A 22,435-nucleotide genomic window follows, 5' to 3' on the forward strand; every position below is an offset into this window, starting at 1 on the left:
TTCGGGCCTTTAATCGGCTATATACGATATATACAGCAGAGTCATGCGCTCTTAAGTGATTGATCATTCTTTATAAAACTTGCATAATCGTTTCCGTGCCCTATAATGATAATGAATATTATTTGCAAAATCCAATCAATTATCATCACCTACAGGCCTGATATGAAAAAATTTCTCTTATTTACCTCCACACTGATTTCCACAGTCTGCTGGGCACACGAACCCTATGTTGCACCATTGGCCTACCTGACTAAAAACACTCAGATTCCTATCATATCCGGCTTTGCAGAACATACCTTCAGCAGTGAATATGCCCTGCGGGAACCTTCTTTTATCGTAGTGACACCGACACAGAAAAGCACGACCATTAAACCTGAGACTGCCTTGAAGTCTGTAACCGTTTTTGATCTTCCCCTGCCTGAAGAAGGCACTTATGCCATTTCTTCCCGGGTGTCCTTTCCTTTGAAATATGCATTGCATAACAAGGTCTGGAAAGAATTTCACGAAGTCAGTGCTGAGCAGGCCGGTCCCATTGCTGATCGCCCCTATCTGATTCCTGATGATTTTAAAAAGGGAAAAGCACCGCAACCTGAAAGTGTGACACGTGAATGGACCATCCAGAGTTATGTGTCAAAAAACAAAACATCAGCCATTGCGGAAAAGACCGATACAGCACTGAATGTCAGTTTTTCAGTACATCCCAATGAAATCAGGGCAAATACACCTGTCAGCATCCGGGTGCTGCAAAACAGTCAGCAACCGGTACAGGACGCTCAGATCCGGATACTGGTACAGGGCGGTGAGGAAGACAAGGCTATTCAGACTGCCACAAATACAGAAGGTGTAGCACAAGTACAGTTCCCTACTACAGGTCAATATATTGTGGAAGTGACCCGGAAAACCGATCCAGGGAAAAAACCTGAAAATCAGTATTACACCATTATTTCCTTACAGGTCGCGCCTTAAATTTCCTTAACACTGAGTTAATAAACGGGGGCAGAACTGAAAAGCTCTGCCGCCACTATTTCAGTAACCAGACGGTTCTGGCTAAAAGTTTTCATTTTCCAGACACTGGTTTTCTGGGCATTCATTGTTCAAATTTTTATTTTTCAGATCATCATTTTTAAATGTGCATCTGATTTATGCTATCCGTTCATCCCGCTTAAACACCAGTTCGCCTTTTAAGGAACTGTCTGCATCGAAATAATAACCCTCCTGACGAAAATCCTTTAATCCATCCGCTTTGTCCAGTTGATTTTCAATGATATAACGTGCCATTAAACCACGGGCTTTTTTGGCATAAAAGCTGATGACTTTATACTGACCATTTTTCTGATCCAGGAATACCGGTTTGATGATTTCAGCCTGGATTTTACTTTCCTTCACCGCTTTATAATATTCATCTGACGCCAGATTCACCAGTAATTGTGAGCCTGACTGTTCCAGATCCTTTTGAATTAAATCGGTAATTCGCTCCCCCCAGAACTCATAAAGATTATGCCCACGGGGATTTTGTAATCGGGTTCCCATCTCCAGCCGGTAAGGCATCATCAGATCAAGTGGACGTAACAGTCCATACAGACCAGATAACATACGCAGATGCTTTTGTGCAAACTCAACATGCTTTGCCGACAGGTCATATGCATTCAGCCCCGTATAGACGTCTCCCTTAAAGGCATATATTGCCTGACGGGCATTGGCAAAACTGAAATCCGGCTGCCAGTCACGAAACCGCTCTACATTCAGACGGGCAATTTTTTCACTGACACTCATCAAACGGGCAATGTCTGACACAGACAGTTGACGGCTGACTTCAATCAACCGACTGGATTCATTCAGTAATCGGGGTAAACTGTGCTGATCCGTAGGCAGTGCAGAAACATAATCGAGGGTCTTGGCAGGAGAAATTAAAGCGAGCATGGACATCCTGATCGGAAAATAATGGCTGAAATACGAAGAAGAATAACTATAACAGCAGCATGACCTGAATTCCAATTCATGTTTCCGCTGAATATCATCGCAAAAGTCTGAGCGAATTCAAACATGAGGTGCGACAGACTTAAAACCCTGACTCTAAAATCATAGCCACTGAACCAGGAACACTCAGGCATACCGCCGGCCGCCAGCTTCATTTTCACCACACTTTAAAATTCAAAAACAAACCATATTTTAGAAAGTAACAGTTATTTATAAAGTAACCATTGTTTGTAAAGTGAATGATTCATTCAATTAATTTTTCCATTCAAAGTCGCTGAAGGTTTCATCTTTTTTTAAGGTATTTTCAACTGCATTCGCCAGTTGCTTAATCACGCTCTGCGTTTCAATTTTTTTAAACCAGGCCTGTTGCTCATCTGCATGGGCGGAAATTTCACAACTCAGTAAACCGTCCTGATTTACACAACAGGATACGCCCAGATCGATTGGATGATTTTCCACACTCACGACAAGATTTTCATCCGAAGCCATTGTGTCCGTTTTAAAACCATACTGAGACAACTGTGCAGACAGTAAATCCGTGACATAAGCCTGTGTTACATGACAGGCATTCGCTCCCTGAGTATGATTTTTACAGTTTGCTGTAAATTGTAATTTTCTCATTGCTTCATCCAAAAGACGTTATCATTGTATGCAATGAGCATAAGCAATAAAAGCCAGACAGCCAAGCGAAAGCCTGACTGTTGTCTGACAAATTTTACAAAATCAAACCGATTTATTCACTGACCTGAATGGCCAGCCCTGCCCGACGGGTCAGCTGGGTAAAATCAGGAAAACTGGTGGCAACTGTTTCAGTTCCCAGGATGTTAATTTCACCCGAAGCCCGCAGGCCTGCCATACTGAAACTCATGGCAATACGATGATCATGATGCGATTCAATCTTACCGCCTGTAAAAATCGGTGACCAGTCGCCGGATTTACCCCGGCCCTGAATAATAATGCCGTCTTCAGTCGGTGTGCAGTCAATTCCCATGGTTTTCAACCCATCCGCCATCACCTGAATACGGTCAGATTCCTTGACACGCAGCTCGGCGGCACCGGTTAAAATGGTCTGCCCTTCTGCACATGCTGCTGCAATAAATAATGCCGGGAATTCATCAATCGCCAGCGGAACCTGATCCTCCGGCATATGAATGCCCTTCAGCGTACGGGTTCCCCGGATACGGATATCAGCAATCGGTTCACCACCGGCCATCCGTTCATTTTCAACCGTCAGATCTGCCCCCATCTGTTTCAGAATTTCAATCACACCGGTACGGGTGGGATTAATACCCACCGCCTGCAGGGTAATATCTGAATGTTCAGTAATGGCCGCACCCACCATAAAGAATGCTGCCGAGGAAATGTCTGAAGGCACCTGAATTTCAGTTGCTGTCAGTTGACCACCGCCCTGCAATGAAATGCGGTTAGCTTCGGTTTTCACCTCATAACCAAAGGCACGTAACATACGTTCGGTGTGGTCACGGGTCGGTTCCGGTTCTGTTACTGAAACTTCACCTTCGGCCCACAGCCCCGCCAGCAGAATCCCGGATTTGACCTGAGCAGACGCCATGGGTAGATCATAGTGAATGCCCTGTAAATGCTGACCGCCGGTGATGGACACCGGTGGCGTACCCCGCTCACCGGTGGTCTGAATCTGTGCACCCATAAGACGTAACGGTTTTGCAATCCGCTCCATTGGACGTCTGGACAGTGACGCATCGCCGGTCATGACCGAGTTAAATTGCTGTGCAGACAACATGCCTGACAACAGGCGCATGGACGTACCGGAGTTCCCCATATACAGCGCACCAGCCGGTGCTTTCAGACCATACATTCCCACACCATGAATGGTGACTTCGCCATTTTTCGGCCCTTCAATACTGACCCCCATATCCCGGAATGCCTGCAGAGTTGCCAACGCATCCTCACCTTCCAGGAAACCGGTGACATGGGTTGTACCCTCTGCAATCGCCCCGAACATGATGGAACGATGCGACACGGATTTGTCCCCGGGTACGCTGAATTCACCTTTAAATGTATGAGCACCCGGCAAAATGGTAAATTGCTGTGTCACCTTGTTGTTCTCCATCAGGGGTTTATTGGCGAGCATATGATTAAAGTGCTGACGTGCTGCCTGTGCATGCCCGAGCAATCCCATCAATGCCTGTGAGTTTTCATTTTCAATCAATGTTTTTAAAGTGGACAATTGTGCTTCAAAGCCATCCACTGCCTTTAATATCGCTTTTTTATTGGCAAAAAAGATGTCATGCCACATGTGCGAATCACTGGCTGCAATACGTGAGAAATCACGAAAACCGCCGGCGGCATAACGGAAAATATCCAGATTGTCTTCCCGGTTCGCCAGTTGCTCCACCAGGTTAAACGCCATGAGATGCGGTAAATGACTGGTATGTGCCAGCACTTCATCATGCTTTTCCACATCCATACAGATCACTTCTGCACCGGCAGCCTGCCATAACAGCGTCAGTTTTTCCACAGCCCAATCCGCACTGGTGACCAGAGGCGTCAGAATCACTTTATGACCAGTAAATAAATCCACTTTTCCGGCATGTACACCGGTATGTTCACTGCCGGCAATCGGATGCCCCGGCACAAATCCGGCAGGCAGCATATCGCCATATACTGCCCGTGCAGCATCCACAACATTGCCTTTGGTACTGCCGACATCGGTAATGATGGTCTGTTCGGACAGATCAGACTGAATATTTTCCAGCATCTGCTGCGTGGCTCGTACCGGCAAGGCCAGCACCACCAGATCTGCCCCCTGCACCGCCTCAGCCGGATTGCTGAATCCCTGCTGGATCAGCCCCAGGGCCAGTGCATCTTCCAGGGTTTGCGCTGAACGTGTGCATGCCACCACCTGATCTGCCAGCTGCTGTGCCGCAATCACCCGTGCCAGGCTTGAACCAATCAGTCCAAACCCAATAAATGCAACTTTTTTAAATAATCGCTGTGCCATGACTGAATCTTACAGTACAGCCACAGGATAGGAGCCCAATACCCGCACTTCCTTGACCAATGGACGGATGTCTTCAATGGCAGCCCTGACATTATCCTGTTCAACATGACCTTTCAGATCAATAAAGAACACATAGGCCCATTTTTCCGGCAGCGCCGGGCGGGTTTCAATACTGGTCAGACTGATATTATGTTTTGCAAATGGGGCAAGAATTTCCAGTAAGGCGCCGGCACGATCATGTGCAGAAATCAATAATGACGTTTTGTCATTGCCGCTCTCGGGCACTTTCTCACGGCCGATCACCAGAAAACGTGTGGTGTTCTCCGGATTATCCTCAATATTGCCATGCAGAATTTCAAGCTCATAAAGATTTGCGGCTACATCGGAGGCAATTGCCGCAGAATGCCATTCATTACGGATCCGGCGGGCAGCTTCGGCATTGGAACTCAGCGCTACACGCTCCACTCCCGGATAATGTACATCCAGCCAGTTGCGGCATTGCGCCAGTGTCTGCTGATGTGCATAAATCTGCTTGATGCTGTCCTTGCGGGTATGGGCAGAAATCAGAAATTGATGATGGATCCGCAGTTCCACCTCGCCAATCACATTCAGATATGACGCCTTAAAACAGTCCAGAGTGTGATTCACCACACCTTCAGACGAGTTTTCCACCGGTACCAGGCCATAGTGGGCACTGCCGGCTTCCACTTCACGGAACACTTCGTCAATGGTCGGTAAGGGACGGATCAGGGCATCCTGACCAAAATGCTTCAGCACCGCAGAATGGGTAAATGTGCCGGCCGGACCGAGAAAAGCAATACTCTGTGGTGCTTCCAGTGCCAGACAGGCCGACATGATCTCACGGAACAGACGGGCCATGGTCACATCAGACAAGGGGCCCTCATTACGTTCCATCACCTTACGCAAGACCTGGGCTTCGCGTTCAGGACGATAAAACATCGGATTTTCTTCAGAAGCAAATTTCGCCTTTGCCACTGCTTCTGCCAGCCGTGCCCGACGGTTGATCAGTTGCTGAATCTGCTGATCAACAGAGTCAATATCTTCACGTATTTTAGAAAGGTCAAGAGAAGTCGTCGTATTTTGATCATCGTTGATCATTATTATGTCGCTCTGCAAAACGGAATTTAGACAGTATAACAATAGTCAGCTTTCAGATGTTAGACAAGACAACTTTTTCAGCAAATTGATTAAAAAATCCAGCCCGGTAAACTGTGCCTGCGTTGCCTGTCATTTCCACTGTCGCTGACAACCTCTGATCCCCTGCCGGTCTGATGCCATGAAGCATGCTTTTGCTTCGTTTGATTGTTATGTCATTTGTTTTTATGTTGCTTCATCTTTATGCCGACTGGTTTTATGTCCTGCCCATTTTTATGGCATAGTATGAACATTCATTTTATCTGAAATGCCCCGGAACTCATGGACAACAAAAGAAACTTATACCAGGACTTCGAACATCCTTTTGCCCAGTATGTCCGTATCATCGGAAAAGGCAAAAATGGCGCCAGGTCACTGACCCATGCAGAAGCTTATCAGGCATTCAGCATGATTTTAAACCATGAAGTGCTGGATGTGCAGCTGGGTGCATTTCTCATGTTACTGCGGGTCAAGGAGGAATCCGTGGACGAACTGACCGGATTTGTACAAGCCACAAAGGACCAGCTGAATTTCAAACCACTGCATGTTGACCTGGACTGGTCATCCTATGCCGGAAAACGCAAGCATTATCCGTGGTTCCTACTGGCTGCCCTGACCCTGGCAAAGCACGGCTATAACATTGTCATGCATGGCGCATCAGGCCACACCCTGAACCGAATATATACCGAACAGGTACTGCAATATCTGGGCTATCCCATCTGCGAACATGAATCTGACGTTGCAGCACAATTAGCACAGCAGCATTTTGCCTATTTACCGCTGCATGTCATTTCTCCAGTGCTCAGCGATTTAATCGCCTTAAGAAATGTCATGGGCCTGCGCTCACCCATTCACACACTGGCACGACTGATCAACCCCTTTAATGCTCCGGCAACCCTGCAGGCTATTTTCCACCCGGCCTATCGCAGCTCCCATCAGCAGGCAGCGTTTCAGCTCGGCTATCAGAACAGCGCAGTCATTAAAGGTGAAGGTGGCGAATTTGAGCGTAATCCGGATGCCAGAACCCTGATATGCGGTATCAGACAGGGCACATTATACCAGCACGAACTTCCCAAACTGACAGAGAACCGCAGCCCGGTAGAGGAAGCACTGGACCTGAGTATATTTAAAGCAGTATGGGAAGGCCGACAGACCCATCCATATGGGGAAATTGCAGTCACTGAAACCATTGGCATTGCCCTATACACCATGGGCGTCTGCAGCGATTATGATAAGGCCATGCAGAAAGCCGGGGAACTGTGGCAAAGCCGATAATTGATGTCCCGGACTAGAGTGCATGGCCTGTATCACCATGCATTCTAACGTCCTTGTATGGCCCCGTCTGTATCTGAGCATATCTAAGCTGCGGGGCGATCAAATGACAGGCAGCAGTCCGTCAGATAAAACGAATCGGTTTGAATTCCGGTTCATGCAGGTGATGGTCATCTTCACAGACTTCACCTTCTTCTTTTTTGCCCCGGTCAATATAACCGCTGCGTTCGGTTTCCGGTAAATTCTGAATTTCCCAGGCAATCACAGCCTGCATACAGATCTGACGCTGCTCCTGGGTCAGGGCAATACCGTTCGGCCATTTACCGATTTCCACCGCAGTCCTTAATCGCTCTACGATATCAGCATCCAGTACCGTAAGCATCTGTTCAATATTCATGGTCAATCCTGCTGTTGCAATGAATCAAAATCCTGATTCCAGCCAAGTTTGGTACGACAGGCCATATAAAAGTCGTAACCTGGTGGATGTAATAAAATGAGTTTAAAGGGATGTTTACGTATATGTAAACAATCCCCGATATTCAGTGAGACGCTGTGCTGACCATCGGCACTGACCATCGGCAATACCCGATTTTCACGAATTCTGATTTTAATTTCACTCTGCCCGCCCACGATAATTGGCCGGGAAGACAGGGTGTGCGGATGCATGGGAACCAGGGCAATGGCGTCCATACCCGGATGCACAATCGGTCCTCCGCCTGACAACGCATAGGCGGTGGAACCGGTCGGTGTGGAAACAATCAGGCCATCACTGTGCTGCCGATAAACATATTGTCCATCAATATTCAGTTCAAAATCCAGCATATGTACCGATTTTCCCGAATGCAGCACCACATCATTCAGCGCGATGGCATTATAAACCACTTCATTGCCGGTGCGGATTTCCATTTCCAGCAGAAAACGACGATCCAGCTGAAAATGCCCCTGTAAGACCTGATCCAGCTTATAAATTGCTTCTGCCGGGGTAATATCAGTCAAAAAACCCAGTCGGCCACGGTTTACCCCAATCACCGGGGTATGATATTTGACCAGTGCCCGTGCTGCATGCAGTAAGGAACCATCCCCACCGACCACAATCACCAGGTCCACCACCTCACCCAGCAGGTGACGGCTGACGGTCTGGGTATTTTCATGGGGAACCAGTTCAGCCGTTTCCGCGTCGAAAACAGGATGCAGACCAAGACTGAGAATATGGTCATGAATCAGGCATAAAGTATCGACTACAGAAGATTTGTCGGGTCGCCCGATTAATCCGATATTGCGAAAGGTCTTTGCTGATATTTGCACGTATGCCCGGGCTCCACAGTAATTCCGATTATGATAGCACTAACACCGGAGCTTGTTGATATACACTCCGGGATTATTCATGCATGCTCAGCCATCACAATCGGTTAAACACATTCATATAACAAATTGCTTAACTTTGTATCCTGAATTGTGCTTATTTCACAGTTTAATTATTGCAAATTTAAGAAAAGCTTCGCATGATTGACAAAAATAATCAGGGTCTTAGCTTTATATATGAAGTCTGAACGCGGTATTGGTTTTATAGCATTCATTTTTTCTGTGCTGGTCATCGTGGCATTTCTGGCATTCAGTGTGTATTTAGTCCGGCTGGATAATATTATCCGTGAAAAGTTTGAAGGCAATCGCTGGGACATTCCGGCCAAGGTTTTTGCACGGCCGCTGGAAATTTATGCCAATGCGCCGGTTGCTCAGAAAGAGTTTGAACAGGAACTGAAACTGCTGGGCTATAAAAGCAGTGACAGCTATGCCAAACCGGGCAGTTACGTGATTCAGGCCAGCTCCATGTATGTGCATACCCGCGGCTTTGATTATGGCGACAGCGCGGACCCTGAACAGGTTTTACAGGTTTCCTTTAGCGGCGACCAGGTGGTGGATGTTCGAGCCACCAAACCATCCAATACCGGTATCGCCCGACTGGAACCCATGCTGATTGGTGGAATTTACCCACAGCATAATGAAGACCGGGTGCTGATTAAGCTCAATAAAGTCCCGAAATCCCTGATTGAGGCCCTGATTGCCACGGAAGACCGAAATTTCTATCATCATCATGGTATTTCCTTCCGTGGAACTGCACGTGCACTGGTCAGCAACATTACCGGTGGTAAGCGTCAGGGCGGTTCCACCCTGACCCAGCAGCTGGTGAAAAATTTCTACCTGACCCCGGAAAGAACCCTGAAGCGGAAAGTCAATGAAGCACTGATGTCGCTGTTGCTTGAGTTACATTACAGTAAGGACGAAATTCTGGAAGCCTACCTGAATGAAGTCAACCTGGGACAAAGTGGTAATTATTCGGTCAATGGCTACGGTCTGGCCTCTCAGTTTTATTTTGGCCTGCCCTTACGTGAGCTGAACATTGCCCAACAGGCATTTTTAGTGGGTCTGGTACAGGGGCCGACTTTATATAATCCGTGGAAAAACCCGGAAGCGGCCCAGAAGCGCCGTAACGTGGTTTTACACAATATGCTGATCATGGGCTATCTGACTCAGGAGCAGTATGACAAAGAAGCGGCCCGCCCGTTAAATATTGTAGAGAAACCAGGAATTGGCACTGCCCGTTTCCCGGATTTCCTGGACATTGTCCGTCGTCAGCTGAAAACCGAGTATCAGGAATCTGATTTAACCAATCAGGGACTGCGTATTTTCACCACACTGGATCCGATTGCACAGACCCGCGTTCAGGCCAGTTTCCGTGAAACAGTGTCAAGACTTTCAAAAGCCAGTCCGGCACGGTTAAAGGATCTGCAGGGTGCTGTACTGGTCTCTCACCCTGAAAATGGTGAGCTGATTGCAGCAGTGGGTTCCACTCAGGACTTTACCGGTTTTAACCGTACCATCGATGCCAAACGTCAGGTCGGTTCATTGCTGAAACCCGTCATTTACTTAAGTGCGATTGAATCAGGCCGCTATAACTGGGCCAGTCAGATTGAAGACAGTCCCATCAGCATTCCGGTTGCAGGCAATAAGTCCTGGACCCCTAAAAACTACAGTGGTGAAGGCCATGGACTGGTGCCTATGGTACAGGCCCTGGCAAACTCCTATAACCTGTCTGCAGTACGTCTGGGGCAGGAATTTGGTCTGGCGGCATTCAGCAATCAGCTGACGAAGTTTGGTGTCACCTCCACCGTGCCCGCTTACCCTTCCGCCTTGCTGGGCGCTGTCAATATGTCGCCGATGGAAATGATGAGTATTTATGGAAACTTTGCCACCGGTGGCTTTAAATATCCGGTGAAAGCCATCCGTTCCGTGGTGGATTCCAATGGCCGGATTCTGGACCGTTACAGTTTAAATGTTCAGCAGACCATTGATCCCTCTGCGGCCTATATTCTGAATTACGGCCTGCAACAGGTGATGTCCTCCGGTACCGGTAAATCTGCCTATAATGCGCTTTCTCCTGAACTGAAGCTGGCAGGAAAATCAGGCACCACCAATGACACCCGTGACTCATGGTTTGCCGGTTATTCGGGCAACCACCTGGCCGTGGTCTGGCTGGGACTGGATGACAATAAAATCACCGGCCTGACCGGATCCACCGGCGCTTTACCGGTCTGGACCAATGTCATGAAACAATTACGTCAGAAACCGGTCAATCTGAGACAGACAGATGAAGTACAATGGCAATGGCTTGACCCGGCAAGCGGCCAGTTATCTGCTGAAGGCTGTGAAGGCAGTATGTATATTCCCCTGTTACGGCGCACCATACCCAACCGCGCTACGGCATGTGGCATGCCACACTACCAGGTGGAGCCGACTTACACACCGGATACGCAAAATAACGCTTCCCAGTCGGCCTCCCACGATAATATTGAAGACTATATCCGTGACAGTGAACATGATATGCAGCGGGACCTGAATCCTCAGGTGAACGTCATTTCCAGCGGCAGTTATCACGATTAACGGCATTGAGCATGAGTTTAAATTATATGTTGTTGAAGCAAGTTATTCTGGTGGCGGGATTGATCAGCCTGGCAGGCTGTCAGTCTCTCCCGACCCAGCACACCTCCCCAACACCGTCCCCTGCCCAACCCGGCAAAAAACCGGGAGTGGAAACACCGGATGGTGTAAAAATCACCCCTTATGATCGCCCGGAAATCCAGCGCAAACAGCTTCAGGTGATTGTCCCGCAGCAAAAAACGCAGCTGCAGAAATTTGATGATGGCCGCCAGCTTCCTGTGTTTAAACAATTGATGCAGGAAACCCAGACCGCGTTTAAACAGGGAAAATGGGATGAAGCAGAAAAATCTGCCATGCATGCCCAGCGACTGGCGCCCCAGTCTGCAGAAACTTTTTTATACCTGGCCTTAATTGCCGGTCATAAAAATCAACCGGCCAATGCAGAATCACTGGCACGGCGCGGACTCAGCTATGCACAGTCCAATGCCATGAAAAAACAACTGTGGCAGATCATCTTAAAGGCCGGGCAATCCCAGAACAAGGCCGGCACCGTTCAGGAAGCCCAGGCCCGCTTAAAATCACTTTAAACCTTCCAGGCCGGGCTGATGTGATGCCATTAAGCCCGTAATGGATCAGAAATGCCGAATCCCCGCCACACCATAGGCATGCTGCTGCTGAGCATATTGCAGATCCGCAGGTTTTAATCCGCCCAGGGCAAACACCGGAATATCACACAGTGCGGCAAGTGTGCTGAACTGTCCCCAGCCCAGTACCTGAGCATCAGTATGTGTTGCGGTCCCCTGCACAGGACTGAGTAATACCGCATCAAATCCCAGCTGCTGCGCCCGTGCCAGCGAAAGCTGATCATGACATGCAGCAATACAGCGAATTCCCACCGGTAAATCACCCTTTGCTGCTGCCATGAGCTGACTGTGCTTAAAATGTACGGCTGCAATCCGGAGTTGCTGCCCCGGATTAAGTACCTTCCAGTGATCAATATTTAAAATCAACTGCTGCACTGAAGCATTGCCAGACTGAGTAATCTCATGCGTAACCCCATGAATGACACCGTCAGCGCTGATGCTACTCTGATCATTGCGCCAGTACAGCAAAGTATCTTCAGGCAACTGCTGCATAGCGGACAGATCATCTGAAATTTTAATATAATGCGGCCATTGCAGGCGCTGAATAATCGCCTGATTGGCCGCCGGAAAATTTAACCCGGATAACTGCTCCCGGCGATACCAGGCCCAGGGCGCCTGTACACGGGACAGCTGCTGTTGCGGGACAACTGCATGAAATAAATGCAGATTGACCTGAATATCATCATAGTCATGCTGAAGCAGATCAAACGCATGCCAGTGCTGAATGTCCATGCCCACTTCTTCACGCACTTCCCGGCGGCAGGCCTGCTCCGGAGTTTCCCCCTGCTCCACTTTCCCACCGGGAAACTCAGACTTATTTCCCTGATGCTGATGGCTATTGCGCCATCCGACCAGCACTTTTCCCTGATGAAACAACACTGCAATCGCAACATGAACAGATGGTTTTGACATAGCAATAAACATGAATAAATTTTACAGAGTGTAAGCAATTTAAAGTTTTTTGAAAATCACCAAAATTATCGTTGACAGGCCTATTCGATAATGATTATCATTTAAATCACTCAGCACAATACCCCACTGATGGAGCAATAACAATGAACGCACCTTTTAGCTTATTTACCCGTAATACAGAATCCGCACATGCACTACCGATGCTGCACTCCAATAACCTTTTTGCTTTAGGCCGTGAAATCCGGATCATGCATGCAGGAGAGGAATACCGTTTACGTTTAACACGTAATAACCGTCTTATTCTGACGAAATAATAAAAATAATTTCAATAATAATAAACGTGGGAACAGGCAGTATGAATCAGCGCATATTGCTTTTATATTTTCATTGGGCAGACCATCCTGGATGGTTTGCCCAATGAAACGATTTATTTTTCAATGCAGTGGCACCACTCTTAACACTTCTTCCAGAGTGGTCACGCCTTCTGTAATCTTACGTGCCCCGACAATACGCAAAGGTTCCACACCTTCTTTTTTGGCCTGCGCCCGCAGATCATCCAATGTGGCATGGGCACTGATTTTCTGTTTGGCTTCAAGACTGATCGGCATGAACTCATAAATTCCCACCCGCCCCTTATATCCGGTCTGACGGCACTTTTCACAGCCTCTGGCCTGATAAACCTGCTCAGGCATTTCCATAATATAATCAAAGGTGAGATGTTCCCATTCCTGCGCATTGACTGGTCCGAGTTGCTTACAGTGCGGACATAATCTGCGCACCAGCCGCTGCGCCAGTATGCCCAGAATGGTGGCAGCGGTTAAAAATGGCTGCACCCCCAGATCGTGCAATCGGGTCAGACTGGAGGGTGCGTCATTGGTATGCAGGGTCGATAAAACCAAATGACCGGTAAGCGCCGCCTGAATCGCCATATTGGCCGTGTCCTGATCACGTATTTCCCCCACCATGATGATGTCCGGGTCCTGGCGCATCAGTGCACGGACACCATCTGCAAACCCCAGCTCAATGCCCTGATTGACCTGCATCTGGTTAAAACTCGGTTCCAGCATTTCAATCGGATCTTCAATGGTACAGACATTGACCTGCTCTGTAGCCAATTGCTTCAGTGAGGAATACAGCGTGGTGGTTTTTCCTGAACCTGTCGGCCCTGTCACCAGAATAATACCGTGACTATGCGCGGTCATCGCCCGCCAGTCCTTCAGCAGATGTTCATCAAAACCCAGCTGCTGAAAACTGTGCACCAGTACCTCTGGATCAAATATACGCATCACCATCTTTTCGCCAAAGGCAGTGGGTAAGGTGGATAAGCGTAATTCCGTCTCCTGTCCCCTGGGAGTCCGGGTTTTTAAGCGCCCATCCTGAGGCTTGCGCTTTTCTGCCACATTCATTCGCCCCAGAATCTTAATACGTGAAATCACTGCAGTCAGTGTACTGGCCGGCATATTATAAATAGTGTGCAATACGCCATCGATACGGAATCTGACCTTGCCGTTGTCTTTTCGTGGCTCAAGATGGATATCACTGGCGCTCTGTTCAAAGGCAAATTGCAACACCCAGTCCACCAGTTTGACAATATGCTGATCATTGGCATCCGGATTCTGCGTATCGCCCAACTGTAACAGTGCTTCCACACCTTTATTTTCCTGGTCATAATTCCCCGACTTCTGAGAAGAACTGACCGCCCGGCTGACCTGATAATATTCAGTCAAATATCGCTGTAACTGATCCGGACTCAGCAAAACACGTTCAATTTTTCCCGGTCTCAGACTGCGTTCAAGATTGTTTATCCAATCGATGACAAAGGGCTGATCGGTACCAATCAGAATTTTATCGGCAGCCACTTCCACCGCCAGGATTTTATTTCTGAGCGCAAATTCCTGCGACATGACACCGGTCAGTGCCGTCACATCAGCCTTGAGGGGGTCAATGGTATATAAAGGCATCTGTGCCGTTTCGGCCAGCCATTGACACAACACAGTTAAAGTCAGCCTGTGCTGTGGTTGTGCCTGATCACTTAAACTGAAATGGGCAATCCACTGCAAGGGGTGCCACTTCAGCTGTTCTTTTTGTCTATGTGTGGTCTGTATGAGTAACTTATTGCGTTCAGTAATACGCCCATCTTTTAATAATTGTTCCAGACACCAGGTGGTATCAATTTCAAAATTAAAATTCATGATTCAACACCCCAGATCATCATCGACACCATAATCGCAAAACGTTCAATCATCCTGCATACTGCACTCCAAAGCGCCCGGCTGTTTATTCTATTATCGACCGGCTGTAGTCATGACTGAAATAAATACAACAATATACCCGTAAAATGCCATGAAATTTGCAGGATACAAAATAAAATGATGGTCACCGCTTACAAAGTGGAACCTGAGGTGGCTGATCGCCAGGCCAGTAAAAGACAAATAGCGTGGAACAGCTACTTTGAACCTGTTACCGGGTCATTGATCGACACCAACATTACCAGCCTTGGCATTGGCACCTATTGCATCTTCGGACCTTACAACAGCACAACAGCCACAATCTCAATCTGTGTTGCACTGACCCGAAAACGTACATCCAGCGCTGCAAAACGCATGGCGTAAATGCGTGCCTGATCGTCCTGATAAGCCGGTCGTGGATCAAGCGATAAAACCTGCTCCAGTTCATGCATTATCCTGCTGTCACTCTGCCCACGCTCCATTAATGTCAGCTTCTGCTGCGTGGCCTGGGCTGTCCAGCTGACCTGCTTACGTTCAGGTTCATGCTGTGCATAGCCACTGCGGGCATGCAGGATTGCATCTGAATACTGAATATAGGGTTTAATGTCCAGCACCGGGGTTCCATCCAGCAGATCACTGCCAGTCACATACACCCTGACCGATGCCCCGACTTTTCTGACAGCCTGTAACTGAACCACGGACAGACCAATCGGTGCCGGCCGGTACATACTGCGGGTGGCAAATACCCCGATTTTTTTATTCCCACCCAGTCGTGGTGGCCGCACCTGTGCCCGGAAAATATGCGGGTGCTGCGGATGTTTATTGTCATGAAACTGCCAGACCAGCCACAAATGGCTGAATTCCTCGATCCCCTCAAATGCCAGCAGATCATTATAAGGGGCCTGCATCTCGATAAAGGATTCAACCGGCACCAGATTGGGCTGGCGTGGAATACCGAATTTTTCCTTATAGGGCGATTGCATATAACCAATTATGGGCAAATTCAGTTCAGGCATCATCACTTTTTCTGATAAATACAATTCAATATATTCAGTTTATCGGGAATGATTTTAGATTAGAATAGTAACCTGTTCTAATCTGATAATTTATTGAGACCTTTAATGGCAGCTTTCAACGTCGAAAAGATTACTCACGTACACCACTGGAATGACACATTATTCAGTTTTAAAACGACACGTGATACCGCGTTACGTTATAAAAATGGTCAATTTGTGATGATTGGACTTGAAGTCAATGGTAAGCCTTTAATGCGTGCTTATTCAATTGCCAGTGCCAACTATGAAGAAGAACTGGAGTTCTTTTCCATTAAAGTACAGGATGGTCCTTTAACGTCAATCCTGCAAAAGGTACAGGTCGGCGATGAAATTCTCATTTCAAAGAAACCAACCGGAACCCTGGTGCATGATGACTTAAACCCAGGGAAAAATTTATACCTGTTGTCTTCCGGTACCGGACTTGCACCTTTCCTGGCGATTATTCGTGATCCTGAAACCTATGAGCGCTATGAAAAAGTCATTGTGGTGCATGGTACCCGTTTCATTTCTGAACTGGCCTATCAGGACCTGATTTTAAGTGAACTGCCAGGCCATGAGTTTTTCCAGGAGCTGGGTGTTCAGGAAAAACTGGTGTATTACCCAACCGTGACCCGTGAAGATTTCCATACTCAGGGTCGGGTCACCACGGCAATTGAAAGTGGTGACTTATTTGAAAAAATTGGCCTGCAACGTTTCAACCCTGAAGTCGACCGTGCCATGCTCTGTGGCAGCCCTGCCTTTTTGAAGGATGTTGCAGCTCTGCTGGATCAGCATGGTCTGAAGGAATCTCCTCGCATGGGTGAACTGGGCGACTACGTGATTGAACGCGCCTTTGTGGAAAAATAAGCTTGAAAATCAACGCCACTGATATAAACACATCAGTATGATAAAACCGGGGTAAAATTAAACTGCGCCCCGGTTTTTTCACACTGCACTTTCTAAAACAGAATTTATTTACAACACTTTATTTAAAACATCATCGTTATTCATCACTGCCCTGGATTGCCGTCCGTTTATTGTTATTCTTAGCCGGAATGTGCCCTGCACGGTAAACAAAGCAATAGCCTGCTTCTGCTCAGGGCTGCCCAGTTCAATGCAGCACAATGCCGGGTTTATTCTCTTTTCTTTCCTTCAATGCCTTTTGAATCACCTGGTAACCTGCACTGACACCCAGCACCGACATGATCAATGCCACAATCAGATCCGGGAGCAGGCTGCCGCCGGTGCCAAAGACACCAATCGCTGCCAGAATCACTGCCACATTACCAATGGCGTCATTCCGACTGCATAACCATACTGATTGCATATTGGAATCGCCATCCCGAAAAGCATATAGAACCACTGCGGAAATCACGTTGGCCACCAGGGCCACTAAACCGATGATGCCCATGGTAATCGCTTCGGGTGGAATCCCCTGGAAATAGGCATAAGCGGTTTTGCCAATCACAATAAAACCAAAGCTGGCCATGGTCAGCCCTTTAAACAATGCCACAGTGGCCCGGTGATATAAGCTGGCGCCCAGTACTGCCAGTGAAATACCATAATTCAGCGCATCTCCAAAGAAATCCAGCGAATCTGCCCATAATGCCGAAGAATATGCATACATCCCGCCTGTCACTTCAACCAGAAACATGACCACATTAATGATTAACGCAATCCATAAGGCTGTTCTGAATTTACTGTTCACTTTAGGCGGTGTCGGAGTGCAACTACATGCCATTTCAATACTCCACAATTTAGATTATGCTGTCATTTGAAACCATGAAGTCACTCCAGGGTCAAGCCATGCAACAGTATTTAATCAGTGAATTATCAAAAAAGACTCAACTAAGTACTGACACCATTCGCTTTTATGAGAAAAAACACCTCATAAAGCCCAGTTTCCGTGCCGAAAATAACTACCGCTACTATAACGAAGAGGCCCTGAAACGGCTGTTTTTTATTAAACACTGCCGCTCACTGGATATATCGCTGCAGGAAATTGCACAACTGACTGAACTGGTCAAACAACCCAGACAGGGCTGTCAGATAGTAAATCAAATGATTGAAGAACATCTCCAGCAGGTTGAGGAGCGTCTGCTGGAATTACAGTCCTTTCAGGCACAGTTACAGGAATTACGTCAATCCTGTTCCGGTAACAGTACCGTTGACCACTGTCAGATTTTAAAACAACTTGAAAAGGAATAAACAGCCTGTTCATTTAAAATACTTTGCCTTCAAACCCAGGGATACCCTGACCAGAAGGATCAGAATCGGCACTTCCACCAATGGACCAATAACCGTGGTGAATGCAACCGGTGATGCAAGTCCGAATGTGGCAATGGCAACCGCCAGCGCCAGTTCAAAATTATTTCCCGCCGCCGTAAAGGAAATCGCCGTGGTTTTCGGATAATCATTGCCCATCCATCGGCTCATAAAAAAACTGATGAAAAACATTACAATAAAATAAATCGCCAGCGGAATTGCGATGCGGGCCACATCCAGTGGCAAACTCAACACGTCAGCCCCTTTAAGACTGAACATGGCGACAATGGTAAAAAGCAAGGCAAGCAGACTGACAGGACCGATCCTGGGAAGAAATGTACTTTGATACCAGTCCAGACCTTTTTGTTTTACCAGCATCAGCCTGGTCAGAAACCCCAATAAAAATGGGATGCCCAGATAAACCAGTACGGCATGGGTAATGGTCCAGAAACCTACATGAATGATCTGCCCGCTTACGCCAAAATAAGGCGGCAGAACAGTCAGAAAAAACCAGGCATAGCTGCTGAAAAACAGAATCTGAAAAATACTGTTAAAGGCAACCAGCGCAGCAGCATATTGATGGTCACCACACGCAAGGTTATTCCAGACCAGTACCATGGCAATACAGCGTGCCAGGCCAATCAGGATTAAACCTGTCATATATTCAGGATGGCTGTGCAGAAAAATAATGGCCAGGGCAAACATCAGACACGGTGCAATCAACCAGTTCTGAAGTAGTGATAATGCCAGTGTTTTCCTGTCTTTAAATACCTGTGGCAATGCCGCATAATCCACCCGGGCCAATGGTGGATACAGCATCAGAATCAGCCCTGCGGCGATGGGAATATTGACTGAATCAACACTCATCTGATCCAGTGTGACGGAAACCTGAGGAAAGCACACCGCGATCCCAATGCCGGATGCCATGGCGATAAAGATCCACAGGGTTAGATGACGATCCAGTAATGACAGTTTTGAAGTGGTCATGGGCTTAGCCGACCTCTGAAATTTTATTGATTTCAGCAATAAGCTCAGGACGGGTTAATGTATTTGGATCCAGCGAAAATAATGCATCCAGACGCCGGTTAATATGAGCTACAGTCACTAAAAAGGCGTCCAGTTTTTCACTTTCAGAGACATTCAGATGAGATGGATCAGCCAATCCCCAGTGGGCTTTGATGGCAGTCCCCAGGTACAGTGGGCAGGCTTCCTGTGCGGCCTGATCACAAACAGTAATCACCACATCAGGCTGATATTGCTCGCAGTCATCAATTGTCTTGCTCCATAACCCTTCTGTCAGCAAGCCCAGGTTTTCAAGTGTCTTCATGGTGAGGGGATGAACGCGGCCTGTTGGTTTACTGCCGGCACTATATGCTTTCCAGCCTTCGGGTGCACGACTGTTAAACAAAACCTCAGACAGAATACTGCGACAACTGTTGCCTGTGCAGAGAAATAAAAAATGCATAAAACCACCCACTAATCACAATGAAAATCGACAGATGAAACGCCATTTCCTGAAACCGGCAACGCCTGCCCCTGTTTTGACACAATCTCCAGTACATCCACCGCCCAGCCAGGCAGTTCAGGATTGAGTCGGTAATACACCCACTGTCCCTGGCGCTGATCCAGCAAAATGGATAAATTTCTCAGCAAAGCCAGATGCCGGGAAATTTTCGGCTGACTCAGCTCAAGCAGTTCAGTGAACTCACAGACACAGACACGCTGTCTTGCCATCACCAGCCGCAGGATCTCAAGACGGGTCGAGTCAGACAGGCATTTAAAAAAATCTGTCTGGTTCACAGTTTGACTCATAATATGATTCCCAATCCCGGTTCATGATATTTAATTATTTAAATATACGTATATCCATATATAAATGCAACCGTATATAGTCAAACTTACCTAATTATTCATACATGTGATTTTATTCAAACGCAAACTTATTCAAACTTTCAAAGCAAAATGTGGCAATGAAAGCTTTTTTATAATTAAACAACTCGTTTTCTCATATAATTGATTTAATTTAAAATATTAATTAAGAGAAATTATATTCATGTGTATTGGTTTTTTGACAGGTTGACTATATCAGTCAGCAACACGGATAAAACTCAGACAAAAAAATTGAGCTGCGGACAGCTCAATTTCATTGTTATAACTTCTTTGTTACAACGTTACACCGATCGTATTCAAACTGATTTTCACAGCATCCGTTCAGTTACGCTCCCGAGCGAATAATATAATCGAACGCAGACAGCGACGCCCGGGCCCCCTCACCGGCAGCAATGATAATCTGCTTGTACGGCACCGTGGTACAGTCCCCCGCAGCAAATACCCCTTTCACACTGGTTTCATTGCGGTCATTCACCACAATCTCATTGCGCCCGGAAAGCTCAACCGCACCCGATTTCAAAAACTCAGTGTTCGGCAGCAGACCAATCTGCACAAAGATGCCTGAAAGCGCCAGGCTGTGTTCACTGTCATCAGCACGGTCCCGGTATTTCAGACCCGTCACCTGACTGCCGTCACCCACCACTTCCGTCGACAGTGCATTCAGAATCACCGTGGTGTTCGGCAGGCTGTTCAGCTTGTCCTGCAGCACCTGATCCGCACGCAGTCGGGTATCAAACTCCACCAGCGTGACATGTTCAACAATCCCGGCCAGGTCAATGGCCGCTTCAACACCAGAGTTACCACCGCCGATCACCGCAACACGCTTGCCTTTGAACAGTGGTCCGTCACAGTGCGGACAGTAGGCCACTCCCCGGGTTTTGTATTCCTGCTCACCCGGCACATTCATTTCACGCCACCGTGCACCGGTGGACAGAATCACCGTCTTCGATTCCAGAGTGGCGCCGCTTTCCAGTTCAACCTCAACCAGTCCGCTGGCGGTCTGATCCGCACCCACCACCTTCTTCACTTTCTGCAGGTTCATCAGGTCCACTTCATAGGAACGTACATGGCCTTCCATGTCTGCACCGAATCTTGGGCCCTGGGTTTTCACCACTGAAATGAAGTTTTCAATGTCCATGGTGTCCAGTACCTGGCCGCCAAAGCGTTCCGACACCATGCCAGTCCGGATGCCCTTGCGGGAGGCATACATCGCAGCTGTGGCACCGGCAGGACCTCCGCCGATCACCAGCACATCAAAGGCCTGTTTTGCATTCAACGCAGCTGCATCCCGGGCAGCAGCACCACTGTCCAGTTTCGCAATGATTTCTTCCAGCGTCATGCGGCCCTGACCAATGTGTTCACCATCCCGGAACAGCATCGGCACCGCCATGATTTTGCGTTCCTCCACTTCATCCTGGAAGAAGCTACCATCAATCATGGTGGCGGTGGTCCCCGGATTGTTGATGGCGATCAAATTCAGCGCCTGCACCACATCCGGACAGTTATGGCAGCTCAGTGAGACAAATACATCAAAGTCTGCGGTCAGGTTCAGTCCCTTTACCCGGGCCAGCATTTCATCCGACACTTTCGGTGCATAGCCGGAAACCTGCAGCAGTGCCAGGATCAGTGAGGTGAATTCATGACCCATCGGCAGGCCGGCAAAGAATACTCGCGGCTGTTCACCGCTACGGGCCACACCAAAGGCCGGTCTGCGGGTGTTGCTGCCATCAAAGCGTGCCGTAACCTGATCGGACAATGCTGCCACCTCGGTCACCAGCTCCCGGATTTTATCGGACTGTGCTGATTCATTCAGTGAAGCCACCAGTTCGATCGGGCTTTCGAGGCGTTCAAGCAGTGTTTTCAGTTGGGTGGAGGTGGTCTGGTCAAGCATCTGATCTCTCCTGAAAGATGAAATATAAATAAAATATTGAATGTCTGAATATGAGATTCATCATAGGACAGTTTCATAAATAGATAAAACAGGTTATTTTTATACTAGTGATCGGGTTTTTGAATTAAAAATACCCTTTCAATCGTCCCCGTTGATCTGAACCCGGCAAATGATCAATATCCATTAAAAATTTGAGCCATTTCCACCCAGCCATGTCATACAGATGATCCATCCAGAAATAGAACGCTGCA

21 protein-coding genes are annotated in these 22,435 nt (G+C 47.7%); 7 read left to right on the forward strand and 14 right to left on the reverse strand.

Annotated elements, in window-relative coordinates:
* Positions 1-162 precede the first annotated feature (162 nt).
* Positions 163-966, forward strand: coding sequence for a DUF4198 domain-containing protein (locus ACT6PV_RS09565; protein WP_445116150.1), 804 nt, complete (start codon positions 163-165; stop codon positions 964-966).
* 174 nt (positions 967-1,140) lie between these two features.
* Here the strand turns inward: ACT6PV_RS09565 and yaaA are convergent, their stop codons facing one another.
* From yaaA to pheA, 4 genes are all read right to left on the reverse strand, one after another.
* Positions 1,141-1,920 carry a peroxide stress protein YaaA gene (yaaA, locus tag ACT6PV_RS09570; RefSeq protein WP_445116151.1) on the reverse strand — a complete coding sequence of 260 codons (780 nt, stop codon included), beginning with the start codon at positions 1,918-1,920 and terminating at the stop codon, positions 1,141-1,143.
* A 309-nt stretch (positions 1,921-2,229) separates the two neighbouring features.
* Complete coding sequence (locus ACT6PV_RS09575) at positions 2,230-2,598, reverse strand: hypothetical protein (protein WP_445116152.1); 369 nt, start codon at positions 2,596-2,598, stop codon at positions 2,230-2,232.
* Between the two features lie 112 nt (positions 2,599-2,710).
* On the reverse strand, positions 2,711-4,957 hold the full coding sequence (locus ACT6PV_RS09580; RefSeq protein ID WP_445116153.1) for a bifunctional prephenate dehydrogenase/3-phosphoshikimate 1-carboxyvinyltransferase: 2,247 nt from the start codon (positions 4,955-4,957) through the stop codon (positions 2,711-2,713).
* A gap of 9 nt (positions 4,958-4,966) precedes the next feature.
* Positions 4,967-6,076: a prephenate dehydratase gene (gene pheA / locus ACT6PV_RS09585; protein WP_445116154.1), complete on the reverse strand. Its 1,110-nt coding sequence runs from the start codon at positions 6,074-6,076 to the stop codon at positions 4,967-4,969.
* A 318-nt stretch (positions 6,077-6,394) separates the two neighbouring features.
* On the opposite strand from pheA, the gene ACT6PV_RS09590 reads away from it, so the two are divergent.
* Positions 6,395-7,387: a glycosyl transferase family protein gene (locus ACT6PV_RS09590; protein WP_445116155.1), complete on the forward strand. Its 993-nt coding sequence runs from the start codon at positions 6,395-6,397 to the stop codon at positions 7,385-7,387.
* A 121-nt stretch (positions 7,388-7,508) separates the two neighbouring features.
* Here the strand turns inward: ACT6PV_RS09590 and ACT6PV_RS09595 are convergent, their stop codons facing one another.
* Together ACT6PV_RS09595 and ACT6PV_RS09600 are read right to left on the reverse strand one after the other, a co-directional pair.
* Complete coding sequence (locus tag ACT6PV_RS09595) at positions 7,509-7,781, reverse strand: YeaC family protein (RefSeq protein WP_445116156.1); 273 nt, start codon at positions 7,779-7,781, stop codon at positions 7,509-7,511.
* A gap of 2 nt (positions 7,782-7,783) precedes the next feature.
* Complete coding sequence (locus ACT6PV_RS09600; RefSeq protein ID WP_445116157.1) at positions 7,784-8,689, reverse strand: NAD(+) kinase; 906 nt, start codon at positions 8,687-8,689, stop codon at positions 7,784-7,786.
* Positions 8,690-8,923: 234 nt separating this feature from the next.
* Here ACT6PV_RS09600 and mrcB point away from each other — a divergent pair, with 234 nt between their 5' ends.
* Both mrcB and ACT6PV_RS09610 read left to right on the forward strand, forming a co-directional pair.
* On the forward strand, positions 8,924-11,323 hold the full coding sequence (mrcB, locus tag ACT6PV_RS09605; protein WP_445116158.1) for a penicillin-binding protein 1B: 2,400 nt from the start codon (positions 8,924-8,926) through the stop codon (positions 11,321-11,323).
* A 29-nt stretch (positions 11,324-11,352) separates the two neighbouring features.
* Complete coding sequence (locus ACT6PV_RS09610; protein ID WP_445117085.1) at positions 11,353-11,907, forward strand: tetratricopeptide repeat protein; 555 nt, start codon at positions 11,353-11,355, stop codon at positions 11,905-11,907.
* Between the two features lie 45 nt (positions 11,908-11,952).
* Here ACT6PV_RS09610 and ACT6PV_RS09615 read toward each other — a convergent pair whose 3' ends face one another.
* Positions 11,953-12,876, reverse strand: coding sequence for an NUDIX domain-containing protein (locus tag ACT6PV_RS09615; RefSeq protein WP_445116159.1), 924 nt, complete (start codon positions 12,874-12,876; stop codon positions 11,953-11,955).
* Between the two features lie 143 nt (positions 12,877-13,019).
* On the opposite strand from ACT6PV_RS09615, the gene hemP reads away from it, so the two are divergent.
* Positions 13,020-13,190, forward strand: a complete 171-nt coding sequence (gene hemP, locus ACT6PV_RS09620; RefSeq protein WP_100241596.1) for a hemin uptake protein HemP — start codon at positions 13,020-13,022, stop codon at positions 13,188-13,190.
* A 120-nt stretch (positions 13,191-13,310) separates the two neighbouring features.
* Here hemP and ACT6PV_RS09625 read toward each other — a convergent pair whose 3' ends face one another.
* Both ACT6PV_RS09625 and tsaA read right to left on the reverse strand, forming a co-directional pair.
* Positions 13,311-15,068 (reverse strand): GspE/PulE family protein, encoded by a 1,758-nt coding sequence (locus ACT6PV_RS09625; RefSeq protein ID WP_445116160.1) that lies wholly within the window; start codon positions 15,066-15,068, stop codon positions 13,311-13,313.
* A 335-nt stretch (positions 15,069-15,403) separates the two neighbouring features.
* The gene (gene tsaA, locus ACT6PV_RS09630) at positions 15,404-16,120 is read right to left on the reverse strand and encodes a tRNA (N6-threonylcarbamoyladenosine(37)-N6)-methyltransferase TrmO (RefSeq protein WP_445116161.1); all 717 of its coding nucleotides are present in this window, start codon (positions 16,118-16,120) and stop codon (positions 15,404-15,406) included.
* A gap of 105 nt (positions 16,121-16,225) precedes the next feature.
* Here tsaA and ACT6PV_RS09635 point away from each other — a divergent pair, with 105 nt between their 5' ends.
* Positions 16,226-17,005, forward strand: a complete 780-nt coding sequence (locus ACT6PV_RS09635; RefSeq protein WP_445116162.1) for a ferredoxin--NADP reductase — start codon at positions 16,226-16,228, stop codon at positions 17,003-17,005.
* 244 nt (positions 17,006-17,249) lie between these two features.
* On the opposite strand, the gene ACT6PV_RS09640 is transcribed toward ACT6PV_RS09635, so the two are convergent.
* Positions 17,250-17,879, reverse strand: coding sequence for a cation transporter (locus tag ACT6PV_RS09640; protein ID WP_445116163.1), 630 nt, complete (start codon positions 17,877-17,879; stop codon positions 17,250-17,252).
* Positions 17,880-17,944: 65 nt separating this feature from the next.
* On the opposite strand from ACT6PV_RS09640, the gene ACT6PV_RS09645 reads away from it, so the two are divergent.
* A complete protein-coding gene (locus tag ACT6PV_RS09645) occupies positions 17,945-18,346 on the forward strand; it encodes a MerR family transcriptional regulator (RefSeq protein ID WP_445116164.1) in 402 nt (133 codons plus the stop codon).
* 9 nt (positions 18,347-18,355) lie between these two features.
* On the opposite strand, the gene arsB is transcribed toward ACT6PV_RS09645, so the two are convergent.
* The 4 genes from arsB to ahpF form a co-directional block, all read right to left on the reverse strand.
* Complete coding sequence (gene arsB, locus ACT6PV_RS09650; RefSeq protein WP_445116165.1) at positions 18,356-19,390, reverse strand: ACR3 family arsenite efflux transporter; 1,035 nt, start codon at positions 19,388-19,390, stop codon at positions 18,356-18,358.
* Positions 19,391-19,394: 4 nt separating this feature from the next.
* Entirely contained in the window at positions 19,395-19,868 is a 474-nt protein-coding gene (locus ACT6PV_RS09655; RefSeq protein WP_445116166.1) for an arsenate reductase ArsC, read from the reverse strand.
* 11 nt (positions 19,869-19,879) lie between these two features.
* On the reverse strand, positions 19,880-20,203 hold the full coding sequence (locus tag ACT6PV_RS09660; RefSeq protein WP_445117086.1) for a metalloregulator ArsR/SmtB family transcription factor: 324 nt from the start codon (positions 20,201-20,203) through the stop codon (positions 19,880-19,882).
* 415 nt (positions 20,204-20,618) lie between these two features.
* A complete protein-coding gene (gene ahpF / locus ACT6PV_RS09665) occupies positions 20,619-22,184 on the reverse strand; it encodes an alkyl hydroperoxide reductase subunit F (protein WP_445116167.1) in 1,566 nt (521 codons plus the stop codon).
* Positions 22,185-22,435 lie beyond the last annotated feature (251 nt).

This window comes from Acinetobacter sp. WZC-1 (genome assembly GCF_052544965.1).

What these genes read in the sequence shown, in the direction of transcription:
- ACT6PV_RS09565 (WP_445116150.1), top strand. Translation starts at nt 163, where the DNA reads ATGAAAAAATTTCTCTTATTTACCTCCACACTGATTTCCACAGTCTGC.
- yaaA (WP_445116151.1), bottom strand. Translation starts at nt 1,920, where the DNA reads ATGCTCGCTTTAATTTCTCCTGCCAAGACCCTCGATTATGTTTCTGCA.
- ACT6PV_RS09575 (WP_445116152.1), bottom strand. Translation starts at nt 2,598, where the DNA reads ATGAGAAAATTACAATTTACAGCAAACTGTAAAAATCATACTCAGGGA.
- ACT6PV_RS09580 (WP_445116153.1), bottom strand. Translation starts at nt 4,957, where the DNA reads ATGGCACAGCGATTATTTAAAAAAGTTGCATTTATTGGGTTTGGACTG.
- pheA (WP_445116154.1), bottom strand. Translation starts at nt 6,076, where the DNA reads ATGATCAACGATGATCAAAATACGACGACTTCTCTTGACCTTTCTAAA.
- ACT6PV_RS09590 (WP_445116155.1), top strand. Translation starts at nt 6,395, where the DNA reads ATGGACAACAAAAGAAACTTATACCAGGACTTCGAACATCCTTTTGCC.
- ACT6PV_RS09595 (WP_445116156.1), bottom strand. Translation starts at nt 7,781, where the DNA reads ATGAATATTGAACAGATGCTTACGGTACTGGATGCTGATATCGTAGAG.
- mrcB (WP_445116158.1), top strand. Translation starts at nt 8,924, where the DNA reads ATGAAGTCTGAACGCGGTATTGGTTTTATAGCATTCATTTTTTCTGTG.
- ACT6PV_RS09615 (WP_445116159.1), bottom strand. Translation starts at nt 12,876, where the DNA reads ATGTCAAAACCATCTGTTCATGTTGCGATTGCAGTGTTGTTTCATCAG.
- hemP (WP_100241596.1), top strand. Translation starts at nt 13,020, where the DNA reads ATGAACGCACCTTTTAGCTTATTTACCCGTAATACAGAATCCGCACAT.
- ACT6PV_RS09625 (WP_445116160.1), bottom strand. Translation starts at nt 15,068, where the DNA reads ATGAATTTTAATTTTGAAATTGATACCACCTGGTGTCTGGAACAATTA.
- tsaA (WP_445116161.1), bottom strand. Translation starts at nt 16,120, where the DNA reads ATGCCTGAACTGAATTTGCCCATAATTGGTTATATGCAATCGCCCTAT.
- ACT6PV_RS09635 (WP_445116162.1), top strand. Translation starts at nt 16,226, where the DNA reads ATGGCAGCTTTCAACGTCGAAAAGATTACTCACGTACACCACTGGAAT.
- ACT6PV_RS09640 (WP_445116163.1), bottom strand. Translation starts at nt 17,879, where the DNA reads ATGGCATGTAGTTGCACTCCGACACCGCCTAAAGTGAACAGTAAATTC.
- ACT6PV_RS09645 (WP_445116164.1), top strand. Translation starts at nt 17,945, where the DNA reads ATGCAACAGTATTTAATCAGTGAATTATCAAAAAAGACTCAACTAAGT.
- arsB (WP_445116165.1), bottom strand. Translation starts at nt 19,390, where the DNA reads ATGACCACTTCAAAACTGTCATTACTGGATCGTCATCTAACCCTGTGG.
- ACT6PV_RS09655 (WP_445116166.1), bottom strand. Translation starts at nt 19,868, where the DNA reads ATGCATTTTTTATTTCTCTGCACAGGCAACAGTTGTCGCAGTATTCTG.
- ahpF (WP_445116167.1), bottom strand. Translation starts at nt 22,184, where the DNA reads ATGCTTGACCAGACCACCTCCACCCAACTGAAAACACTGCTTGAACGC.